The 3,850-nt window shown below is 62.1% G+C and carries 4 protein-coding genes and 1 pseudogene; 2 read left to right on the plus strand and 3 right to left on the minus strand.

Translation table 11 applies throughout. The features are described from left to right. Positions 1-189: 189 nt before the first annotated feature. A pseudogene (locus FS320_RS39720) lies at positions 190-456 on the minus strand (glutaredoxin family protein); the annotation flags it as partial. Between the two features lie 60 nt (positions 457-516). Here FS320_RS39720 and FS320_RS39725 point away from each other — a divergent pair. Next, positions 517-942, plus strand: coding sequence for a MerR family DNA-binding protein (locus FS320_RS39725; protein ID WP_152717928.1), 426 nt, complete (start codon positions 517-519; stop codon positions 940-942). A gap of 239 nt (positions 943-1,181) precedes the next feature. Here the strand turns inward: FS320_RS39725 and FS320_RS39730 are convergent, their stop codons facing one another. Further along, positions 1,182-1,724: an isochorismatase family protein gene (locus FS320_RS39730; protein WP_162003547.1), complete on the minus strand. Its 543-nt coding sequence runs from the start codon at positions 1,722-1,724 to the stop codon at positions 1,182-1,184. Between the two features lie 151 nt (positions 1,725-1,875). On the opposite strand from FS320_RS39730, the gene FS320_RS39735 reads away from it, so the two are divergent. Beyond that, entirely contained in the window at positions 1,876-2,793 is a 918-nt protein-coding gene (locus FS320_RS39735; RefSeq protein ID WP_152717930.1) for a GlxA family transcriptional regulator, read from the plus strand. Positions 2,794-3,055: 262 nt separating this feature from the next. On the opposite strand, the gene FS320_RS39740 is transcribed toward FS320_RS39735, so the two are convergent. Continuing rightward, entirely contained in the window at positions 3,056-3,664 is a 609-nt protein-coding gene (locus FS320_RS39740) for a potassium transporter TrkG (protein WP_162003548.1), read from the minus strand. Between the last annotated feature and the right edge of the window lie 186 nt (positions 3,665-3,850).

Genomic DNA, 3,850 nt, shown 5'->3' on the forward strand with positions numbered 1-3,850 from the left:
TATCCTGACCAGTACTCCGAGCGGCATCTGCGCACACTCCAGCGGCGTCTGAAAATCTGGCGCCGGGATGCGGCATGGGCCATGGTGTTCGGGTCATCGGATCAAGGCTCGGTGCCCGCAGAGCCCTGAGGCTTGCCGGGAGCATGAAGATGAGGCAACGACCATCCGTGTCGGGAGCATTCTTCGGTGAGGCAATACGACAGGCTTGCCGAAATGACGGCGCAGGTCGTCGTAGCCGCCGATCCGTTCCCCGTTGATGAAGGTCTGCGGCGTGGTCTGAACGCCATGCTCGGCCTTGAAGGCATCGGTTGCTTCACGCGAGGTCAGCCACTTGTCCTCGACCGTGAAGCCTTGGCGGCGCAGGAGGTCCCTGGCCTTCAGGCCATAGGGGCAGACATGCTCGTCCATGACCATGCGGTAGAGCGTGGCATGGAGAGGTTGGGCGGTGGAAGTCATTGCAGCAGCTCTCATTTCGAGGGTTGGTCTTGAAGCTGCCCCTGATATAAGGTCTGTACCATGGTACGGAGTCAAGGGATGCGAGAGCTGACGATTGCGGGCCTGGCTCGTGCGGGCGGCGTCGGCGTCGAGACCGTGCGGTACTACCAGCGGCGCGGGCTGCTGGAGACGCCGGAACGCGTCGGCAGCATGGGGCACGGCAGCGGTGTCCGGCGCTACGGTGAGCTGGATGTCCGCCGGCTCCGGTTCATCCGTTCGGCACAGGCGGCCGGGTTCACGCTGGAGCAGATCGCCGAGCTGATTGCTCTGGATGCGATCGATGACCGAACCCGTGCCCGTGAGCTTGCGAGGGAACGCATTGCCGCGCTGGATGCCAAGATCGTCGAGATGAAGGCAGCGCGGGACGCGCTGTCGCGGCTTGCGCGGGCGTGCGATGACGCGTCGGGGGGACCCTGCCCCATTGTCACGGCTTTCGAACCCCAGTGAGCCCTGGTGCCTCCATTCCACAGAAGCCGGCCGTGTGACCTCAAGGAGCCCCATGGAAGCTGAGTGCTCGGGTCATCTCCAGAACGAGCAGACGGTCGCCGCACCTAGCCTTCTCCACGAACGACCGCAACCCGTCCCGCGTCAAAATCCTCACGATGCCCATCCTCGAATGGCGATAGCGCGCCAGCCTGACCGCAAGGCCGGGCTGGCGCGCTATACGGTTTGATAGGACAGTCGGATCAGGCGGTCAGGTCATCGGTCGTGACGACCTTGCCATAGGCGAACGCCAAGGCGGACATGTAGGCAGCATGGACCTGCGCGGACGGAACCGTCTTGCCGTTGAACTCCAGATCGCGCGTGGCGCAGGCGTCTTCGACGATAGTGGTGCTGTAGCCGAGATCGGCGGCCGCGCGGCTCGTGGCATCGATGCACATGTGGCTCATCGCGCCCACCACAACGACATCCTGGATGCCTTCTTCGTCCAAGGCCTGCTTCAGCTCGGTCTCGCGGAAGGAGTTGGGATAGTTCTTGGTGATCACCAGTTCGCCCTCGGCCGGCGCGACGGCCGGGATGATCTCGACGCCTTCGGTGCCGGGCACGAAGAACGGCACATCGGTTAGGCTCTCGTGGCGGATATGGATGACCTTGTCTCCGGCGGAGCGGGCTGCCTCGATGACCTTGGCCGCATTGGCGGCGGCCTCATCGATCCCGACGAGGGGCAGCTTGCCCGACGGGAGGTACTCGTTCTGAAGGTCGACGACGATGATCGCGCGCTTGCTCACAGGGCTTTTCCTTTGTTGCCGTTGAGGGTGATCCCTAGATACGGCACCCCGTTGCACGATATAATTGGCAAAAGTGACAAACTCCGAGGCGATATTGCCAATCTCCCAAAGCACACCCGAAATCGGGATTGTCCTTTATCCAGGCTCGCAGATGGCCGCGGTTCTGGGCATGACCGACCTTATGACCTATGCCGAGGAACTTGCGAGAGAGAAGCAGAGCAGCGACCGTCCACTCCTGCGGGTCAGCCATTGGGAATGGCAAGAGAAGGCCGGGAAGCCGGTTCGGGTCTTCGACACCGTCCCGGGGACTGCGGGAAACCCGTCCATCCTCGTCATTCCACCCGGACTGGGTCAGCCACTGTCCCGGGAGCTGGCAGCGCAGTGGGCTGAATGGCTCCGCAGCCGGCATGCGCAAGGCACCTCCCTCGGATCCATCTGCAAAGGCGCCTTCCTGCTTGGCGAGACCGGACTGACGACCGGCAGAACGGTGACGACACATTGGTCGTACGAGGAGCAGCTCCTGTCCCGGTTTCCTGGCACCAAGGTCGACACGGACAGGCTCATCATCGATGACGGGGACATCATCACGGCCGGAGGGGTGATGGCGTGGATCGACCTGAGCCTGAAGCTGGTCGACAGGTTCCTCGGGCCGACGATCATGGTCGAGACCGCCCGCACGTTCCTGGTAGACCCGCCAGGCCGGGAGCAAAGCTACTACAGCGCCTTTGCGCCGAAGCTCAATCACGGCGATGCCGCCATCCTGAAGGTCCAGCATTGGCTCCAGGCGACCGAGGGCAAGGAAACGAACCTAGCCGTCCTGTCCACCCAGGCAGGGTTGGAGCAGCGGACGTTCATCCGGCGGTTCCAGAAGGCGACGGGGCTGACGACCAGCGAGTACATCCAGCGCCTTCGTGTCGGAAAGGCGCGTGAGCTGTTGCAGTTCACGAAGTCACCCGTGGAAAGGATCGCCTGGGATGTCGGCTACACGGACCCGAGCGCCTTTCGGAAGGTCTTTGGCCGGATCGTCGGCCTGACACCACAAGAGTACCGTCAACGCTTCAGCGTCTGACGATCTCCAATCGTGACGTTGCTCATCGGAAAGTCAGCTTAGGGTCAGGAGCCGAGATTCCCTGCGTTTTCGGAACGTCCGGTTCGATGAGGATTTCTGCCTTCGAGCTTAGGTCTCAGGAGTGCCAAGAAGAGACATAGGCGGATAGCTGCCCCGGGTGCGATGAACCTCCTCAGCTCTGGGTCTAACAATAGTTTAGCAGGCAGGCTCTCCCATGCCTTCCCTAGGACAGAACTTGAACGGGAGCAGGGACAGATTTGCCCTATCCACGCCAGAACTGGGGAAAGAACAAGATCAGCACCGTGAACAGTTCCAGCCGGCCCAGCAGCATGCCAAAGCAGAGGAGCCATTTGGAGGCATCCGGGAGTGTGGCGAAGTTGCCGGCTGGACCAATGATTGGACCCAGACCCGGCCCGACATTCGAAAGCGCTGCAACAGCGGCACTGGCACTGGTCAGGAAGTCGAGATCGAATGCCATCATAGCGACAGTGAGCGCGCTGTAGCAGATGAAATAGAGCGAGAAGAACACCACCACCGATCCGATCACCTCGTCGGGCAGCAGCCGGCCCGCATAGATCCGGGGAAACACGCCTCGCGGGTAGAGCAGGCGCAGAAATTGGCTCTGGAGCATGCGGATCATCACTTGGAAACGGAAGATCTTCATCCCGCCCGAAGTGGACCCAGTGCACCCTCCCACGAACATGAGACCGAAGAACAGGCCGATCATGAGGTTGCCCCACAGCGTGTAGTCAGCCGTGGCGTAGCCGGTGGTGGTCACCACCGACACTACATTGAAGGCGGCCAACCGCAGCGCATCGGCAGCGCTGTGCTTGCCCGCAAGCGTCAGCCATGTCGCGACGTATTGCCTCACCGAAGAATGCTCCCGACACGGATGGTCGTTGCCTCATCTTCATGCTCCCGGCAAGCCTCAGGGCTCTGCGGGCACCGAGCCTTGATCCGATGACCCGAACACCATGGCCCATGCCGCATCCCGGCGCCAGATTTTCAGACGCCGCTGGAGTGTGCGCAGATGCCGCTCGGAGTACTGGTCAGGATA

It is taken from the genome of Microvirga tunisiensis (assembly GCF_009296175.1).
GTDB classification, from domain to species: Bacteria; Pseudomonadota; Alphaproteobacteria; order Rhizobiales; family Beijerinckiaceae; genus Microvirga; species Microvirga tunisiensis.

Coding starts and splice junctions, on each gene's coding strand:
- FS320_RS39735 (WP_152717930.1), top strand. CDS start 1,876: ATGGCCGCGGTTCTGGGCATGACCGACCTTATGACCTATGCCGAGGAA.
- FS320_RS39725 (WP_152717928.1), top strand. CDS start 517: ATGGTACGGAGTCAAGGGATGCGAGAGCTGACGATTGCGGGCCTGGCT.